General features: G+C 60.0%; 5 protein-coding genes, 1 tRNA gene and 2 rRNA genes (1 of these 8 running past the window's edge). 2 read left to right on the forward strand and 6 right to left on the reverse strand.

The window, feature by feature from the left end; translation table 11 throughout:
* Positions 1-10: 10 nt before the first annotated feature.
* A complete protein-coding gene (locus HB778_RS09585) occupies positions 11-793 on the reverse strand; it encodes a DeoR/GlpR family DNA-binding transcription regulator (RefSeq protein ID WP_183463344.1) in 783 nt (260 codons plus the stop codon).
* A 179-nt stretch (positions 794-972) separates the two neighbouring features.
* Between HB778_RS09585 and HB778_RS09590 the strand changes: the two genes are divergently transcribed.
* Positions 973-1,776 (forward strand): hypothetical protein, encoded by an 804-nt coding sequence (locus HB778_RS09590; protein WP_183463346.1) that lies wholly within the window; start codon positions 973-975, stop codon positions 1,774-1,776.
* Here the strand turns inward: HB778_RS09590 and HB778_RS09595 are convergent, their stop codons facing one another.
* Both HB778_RS09595 and HB778_RS09600 read right to left on the reverse strand, forming a co-directional pair.
* On the reverse strand, positions 1,777-2,388 hold the full coding sequence (locus tag HB778_RS09595; RefSeq protein ID WP_183463348.1) for an NAD(P)-dependent oxidoreductase: 612 nt from the start codon (positions 2,386-2,388) through the stop codon (positions 1,777-1,779).
* A gap of 36 nt (positions 2,389-2,424) precedes the next feature.
* Positions 2,425-3,063, reverse strand: a complete 639-nt coding sequence (locus HB778_RS09600; protein WP_183463355.1) for a DsbA family protein — start codon at positions 3,061-3,063, stop codon at positions 2,425-2,427.
* A 140-nt stretch (positions 3,064-3,203) separates the two neighbouring features.
* Here HB778_RS09600 and HB778_RS09605 point away from each other — a divergent pair, with 140 nt between their 5' ends.
* On the forward strand, positions 3,204-4,121 hold the full coding sequence (locus tag HB778_RS09605) for a LysR family transcriptional regulator (protein ID WP_183463358.1): 918 nt from the start codon (positions 3,204-3,206) through the stop codon (positions 4,119-4,121).
* A gap of 273 nt (positions 4,122-4,394) precedes the next feature.
* Here the strand turns inward: HB778_RS09605 and HB778_RS09610 are convergent.
* The 3 genes from HB778_RS09610 to HB778_RS09620 form a co-directional block, all read right to left on the reverse strand.
* Positions 4,395-4,471 (reverse strand) — tRNA-Met (locus HB778_RS09610).
* A 313-nt stretch (positions 4,472-4,784) separates the two neighbouring features.
* Positions 4,785-4,899: ribosomal RNA gene (gene rrf / locus HB778_RS09615) — 5S ribosomal RNA — on the reverse strand.
* A gap of 156 nt (positions 4,900-5,055) precedes the next feature.
* Positions 5,056-6,735, reverse strand: a 23S ribosomal RNA gene (locus HB778_RS09620) (it continues 1,175 nt past the right edge of the window).

Consider the following 6,735-nt stretch of genomic DNA (forward strand, 5'->3'; position numbering starts at 1 on the left):
CAGCGGTCGCTCAGTCGGCGTTGAAGACATGAAGTTCCGTTCCAGCCGCTTCGATGATGGCGCGCAGTGCCGGCTGCGGCTCACGATCGGTGACGATGTCGGAAAGCTCGCCGAGCGGGCAGACGCGTTCGAGGCTGTTGCGGCCGAACTTGTCATTGGTCACCACAAGCGCCGTCGACAGCGCGCGAGAGATCATCGCCCGCTTGACCGCCGCCGCCCCCGAGATCATGTCGCTAGGCCCGTCCGCGGACAGGCTCGACGCCCCGATGATGGCAATGTCGGCATTGTAGCGCCTGACGAATTCCACCGTATCCTCACCGACCACGCTGGCTTCGCGGCTGTCATAGGTGCCGGGGCACAGGATAACCCGGAAGGTCGGATTGGCCCCAGTTACCGAGGCCACGCCGATGGAGTTGGTGATGATGGTCAGCTCGCGCTTCAGCTGCGAGAGACTGCGCGCCACCTCGTAGGTTGTCGAGCCGCCATCGATCATCACGATTTGGCCTTTCTCGACCAGTCCCGCCGCGCCACGGCCGATCCGGGCACGCTCCTCGATCATGGTCTGGCTGCGCTCGGCGATCACCGGCTCGGATGTCACCAGCGAGATCGTCGCGCCGCCATAGGTACGGTTGAGCAATCCCGCATCGCCAAGCTCGATCAGGTCGCGGCGGATCGTTTCGCCGGCGACACCCAGGCGCAAAGCGAGCCTGGAGATACGGATCGAGGCCGAGCGGCGCACTTCCGACAGGATGAGTGCATGCCGCTCCTTCTTCGATAGTCGGCTTTGCTCCATGATCGGTCCTCCGCGAAGTCGACACTATTAACCATGCCGACACTGATGGGGAAGGAGTCTCGCATGGCCCAGCGACCTGTCCCGATTCGAACGGCTCAATCCAGACGCCGGCTGACAAGCGCAAGCGCCGGTGATCAGATGATGTTCTGACGAATCGGCGCAAGACGACGGAGACTGCAATGCATGTCGTGACATTGCTGAAGGCTGATATGTTCGACGTCGAAATCGACGGCAAGCCCGCCTCGATCGCGCAGGCCTTGCCGGACTGGAACCCGCATGATCGTTTCGGCCTGGTGATCGACGATGCGCTTGGCGGTATCGGCGCCACTCATCTGCTGCAGATCGCCATCACCGCCTTCTACGACATCAAGCCGAGCCGCCGCACGGAGCTGACGGTCTATCCCGAAATCTATGCCTTCCACATCGGCAAGGGGTATGGCGCGCATGCGCCCTATGATTTCTGGCCGGCCCGGCGCGAGGTCATCACCTCGCTCGATCATCGTGAGGTGCTCGACGCCATCAATGATCGCGGCATCACAAGGCTGGCTGTTCCCGATCGCGCGCCGCGCGAGGTCGTGCATCGGCCCAAAGAGGTCGATGCTGCGCTCGACCGTATCGCCTCGGCCTTCGTCTACAGCCCGTCGGGCCGGGTCGCGGATCCGGATCTGGTCATTTCGGGTAACGACAAGCGAACCGAATACAATCCCAACAGCGCCTTGCGGCCGCGCTACACCGACAGCCGGCCGGCTTCGGTTTCGACTACGGCCAAGCCGGTCAAGGAACTCGACTCGTCCTACCAAGACTGGCTTCGCAAGCGCGAGCACGATTTGACTGCCGAGGAACGCGCCTTTGTCGAACACCGCCGGCAGGAGCTGAGACAGGACGGCCTCGTCACCGAAACCTATCGGCGTGTCGGCGTCCGCGAAGCGCTGATGCGGCTGGCGTCGGCCGGCCTCGATCGAGACACGGCCGCTGCCGGTTGATCAATAGCCGACCGTAAAACGCTGCCTGACATGGGCAGGCTTCTCGATCTCGTCGACCATGACGATGGCATAGTCCTCGAAGGAGATGCTGCTGCCCTTGTCCGACGCCAGAAGCGTGTCCTTGCCAAGGCGGTATTTGCCGGTGCGCTCGCCCGGGATGAACATGGCGGAAGGCGACAGGAAGGTCCAGTCGAGGTCGCCGACGGTCTTCAACGTGTCGAGGAAATCGGCGCCCTTCTGTGCCTCGGCCTTGTAGATTGCCGGGAATTCGGGGGTATCGACCAGCCTCTTGCCGGGTGCGACTTCAAGGCTGCCGGCGCCGCCGACGATGAGGTAGCGCTTCGCGCCCGAAGCGCGCACCGCGGCGATCAGCGTGTCGGGATCGCTGTCCAGGAAATGCACGGCGCTGATCACGACATCATGGCCATGGATCAGCTTGGCTAGACCTTCCTTGTCGAAGACATCGCCCTTCCTGGCCGTCACACCAGGCAGGTCGGCAATCTTTTCAGGGTTGCGGGTAATACCGGTGACCGTGTGGCCACGGTCGGAGAGTTCCTTGAGCAGGCGCGAACCGACAGCGCCCGATGCGCCAATGAGAGCGACTTTTGCCATGTCTTTTTCCAGTCTTGTTTGGGGGTTGTTGGGAGATCACGCCGCCGCGATATGGGCGACGAGATTGTCGAAGCTGCCGAACAGCGCGTTGGAGCCGATGAGCCGGGGGGCATCGTTGCGGATAATTGCGAGTGAGGGCACACCATTGGCATGCAGGCGCTGGAACAGGGCGCGGCCGCGCCCGACCAGTTCGCGGTAAGCCGCCAGCAATGTCTCGCTCGGCTTCTTCAGCATGACTGCGGCATCCGCCATGCCGGCGTCGGCGAGCACGGCAGCGACACCTTCGACAGTCACGATATCGCGACCGTCGACATAGCGCGCACGCTGGATCGCCTTCAGTGCGCTGAGCCGGCGGCTAGAATCTTCCAGGCCGGCGGCACAGATGCCAAGAGTCGCGGCATGCGAGTCGAGCAAGGTGCCGCGGATGCCAAGGACGTTGCGCTGATAGGCCTGTGTGAATGCCTGTCCGGTCAGACGCTCGATACGCTGGTCGTTTGCCCAGGCATGGGCGGCAAAACCCTCATCCATGGGCCGTGCCCCGGCGCCGGAGAACAGCCCGGTCGGCAGCAGCTCGATGCGCGCACCGCTGGCCGACAGCCTGTCCAGCATCGGCGTGGCGCCATAGCACCAGCCGCAGAGCGGATCGAAAAGGTAAGTCACGTCTGGATTGCTCACGATCGCTGCCATCCTTGCTGCAGGATACCGGCTGCGAGGCCGGTCGAATGTCCTGGCCCACATGTGGCAGGCGGCAGTCTTGCGATAAATGCCACTCAATAATACAAACTGTCTGATCAGATCAGACAAAAGCACTCACCTTGGCCGACCTTCTGAACCTCAACCGGCTCGTCTACTTCACCACGGTGATGGAAACCGGCTCGTTCACGGCGGCGGCGGACAGGCTCGACGTCGCCAAGGCCGTCGTCAGCCATCAGATCGGCAGGCTCGAAGAGGAGTTGGGCGCGACGCTGCTGCAGCGCACGACCCGACGCGTCACGCCGACCGAGGAAGGCCGGCTCTTCTATGACCGGGCGGTGATCATCCTGCGCGAGGCGGAGGCAGCTTATGGTGAGATATCGCACGGGGCGATTGAGCCCAGCGGAATGCTGAGGCTGACCGCGCCGCTCGACTATGGCACCAGGATAGTGGCGCCGGTCATGGCGGCATATCTGAAGACCTATCCGCACATGCGGGTCGAGGCGATCTTCGACGATGCGGTGAGCAATCTGGTCGACGAGCAGATCGATCTCGGCATCCGCGTCGGCTGGCTCACTGATTCCTCCAACCAGGCGCGGCGCTTGGGCACGATACGGCAGGTCGTGGTGGCGAGCCCGGCTTTCGCCGCAAGCCTGCCGCCCGACGTCACCCCACGCCAGGCGCGATCGCTGGCCTGGGTCGGCAACGCCCAGCTGCGCGGCGTCGGCCAATGGCTGTTCTCCAGGGACGGCGAGACGGTGCTGACCGAGCTCAATCCCGTCGTCGTCTGCGACAAAAGCCCGGCGGCCTATGCTTGCGTGCTCGCCGGCATCGGCCTGGGTATATTTCCCGACTATGCGGTCGATGAGGATATCGTCGGGGATCGGCTTGTGCGGATATTCGCGCAGTGGACCTTGCCGACCGGCGGCATCCACGCGGTGTTTCCTCCAGCCCGCTTCCGGCCCGCCAAGGTGCGCGCCTTCGTCGAATTGCTCGCGGCGGCCGAGAGAAAGCGGGCGCGCGGCGTCATCAAGGGGTGAAGCGCCTCGCGATGTATAATGTCAGTACAAACTTACATTGATGCAAAAATAGCTCTGCCTTCACTGATGTGCTCCAATCGAGCCTAGCAACGCGAACGGCCGGCCGGCATTGATCCAGGCTGGCCGATTTTGATTTGGTTTTGGGGAGAGGATTTGGCTTTTCTGTACCGCGGGTCGGCAAGGCCTGCTTGCGGGCTGCTGCTGAGGGTTAAAGTCGCCGGCGCCGACAGCAAAATACAAAAAAGGCCCGCTTGAGGCGGGCCGATTTTGATTTGGTTGCGGGGACAGGATTTGAACCTGTGACCTTCAGGTTATGAGCCTGACGAGCTACCGGGCTGCTCCACCCCGCGCCACCTCTAGGCAAGCGTTTGCTTGCCGAACTAGGCAAGCGTTTGCTTGCCGAACTAGGCAAGCGTTTGCTTGCCGAACTAAGCAAGCGTTTGCTTGCCGAACTAAGCAAGCGTTTGCTTGCTGATCTGAGCAAGCGTTTGCTTGCTTTGGACGTAAGCGCACACCTACGACTAGGCTGGCTTACAAATAGGTAGATGGCTCACCAAATGAAAGGGCCGCTTACGCGGCCCGTGGTCCCTTGGCGGGCCTTGTTCGTAGAGAGAAGATTTCACTGACATCCGCTTGGATGTGAGTTCAACGTGCGTTTAGCAGACCTGGCAGCGACCTACTCTCCCGCGTCTTGAGACGAAGTACCATCAGCGCTGGAGCGTTTCACGGCCGAGTTCGGAATGGGATCGGGTGCAGCCGCTCCGCCATAACCACCAGGTCGGCAAAACGCACGTTGTTCGAGAAGCTTTTTGAGCGATAGCAATGAGGGAGTAGCCAATAGGGAGATCCTATTCTGGTGCTCTCTCGGAGCTGTTCGCTGGTCTTGTTGTGCCTTCATCGTCCCGATTGGGAGTGATGAGCATAAGGAATGAGAACGATCAAGCCGATCGAACTATTAGTACCGGTAAGCTTCAAGCGTTGCCGCTCTTCCACACCCGGCCTATCAACGTGGTCGTCTTCCACGGTTCTCAGGGAATACTCGTTTTAAGGTGGGTTTCCCGCTTAGATGCCTTCAGCGGTTATCCCGTCCGGATATAGCTACCCTGCTATGCGGCTGGCGCCACAACAGGTCCACCAGAGATCCGTCCATCCCGGTCCTCTCGTACTAGGGACAGATCCTTTCAATATTCCTACACCCACGGCAGATAGGGACCGAACTGTCTCACGACGTTCTGAACCCAACTCACGTACCGCTTTAAATGGCGAACAGCCATACCCTTGGGACCTGCTCCAGCCCCAGGATGCGATGAGTCGACATCGAGGTGCCAAACAACCCCGTCGATATGGACTCTTGGGGGTCATCAGCCTGTTATCCCCGGCGTACCTTTTATCCGTTGAGCGATGGCCCTTCCACGCGGGACCACCGGATCACTATGACCGACTTTCGTCTCTGCTCGACTTGTCAGTCTCGCAGTCAGGCAGGCTTATGCCATTGCACTCAGCGAACGATTTCCGACCGTTCTGAGCCCACCATCGCGCGCCTCCGTTACTCTTTAGGAGGCGACCGCCCCAGTCAAACTACCCACCATACATTGTCCCGGACCCGGATAACGGACCGCGGTTAGACATCCATAGTAATAAGGGTGGTATTTCAAGGGTGGCTCCACCTGAGCTGGCGCCCAGGTTTCAAAGCCTACCACCTATCCTACACATGCCACTACGAATGCCAATGTAAAGCTATAGTAAAGGTGCACGGGGTCTTTCCGTCTAACCGCAGGAACCCCGCATCTTCACGGGGAATTCAATTTCACTGAGTCTATGCTGGAGACAGCGGGGAAGTCGTTACGCCATTCGTGCAGGTCGGAACTTACCCGACAAGGAATTTCGCTACCTTAGGACCGTTATAGTTACGGCCGCCGTTTACTGGGGCTTCGATTCAGAGCTTGCACCCCTCCTCTTAACCTTCCAGCACCGGGCAGGCGTCAGACCCTATACGTCGTCTTGCGACTTCGCAGAGCCCTGTGTTTTTGATAAACAGTCGCTACCCCCTGGTCTGTGCCACCCTCCTCCACTTGCGTGGAAAAGGGTCACGCTTCTTCCGAAGTTACGCGTGCAATTTGCCGAGTTCCTTCAGCATAGTTCTCTCAAGCGCCTTGGTATACTCTACCAGACCACCAGTGTCGGTTTCGGGTACGGTTTATAAGGAGGAGCTATTTCCTGGAACCACGCAGCAGCCCGTTCAATCCGATAAGATTGGACTACCTCAATGATCCGTCACTACCTCCAAGCCCACGAATATTAACGTGGTTCCCATCGACTACGCGTTTCCGCCTCGTCTTAGGGGCCGGCTAACCCTGCTCAGATTAGCTTTAAGCAGGAACCCTTGGTCTTTCGGCGGGGGAGTCTCTCACTCCCCTTACGTTACTCATGTCAGCATTCGCACTTCTGATACCTCCACCACCCCTCACGGGTATGGCTTCATCAGCTTACAGAACGCTCCGCTACCGCTCGTATTGCTACGAACCCTAAGCTTCGGTGTATGGCTTTAGCCCCGTTACATTTTCGGCGCAAAGACCCTTATTTAGACCAGTGAGCTGTTACGCTTTCTTTAAAT

This window comes from Mesorhizobium huakuii (assembly GCF_014189455.1).
Taxonomy (GTDB): Bacteria; Pseudomonadota; Alphaproteobacteria; order Rhizobiales; family Rhizobiaceae; genus Mesorhizobium; species Mesorhizobium huakuii_A.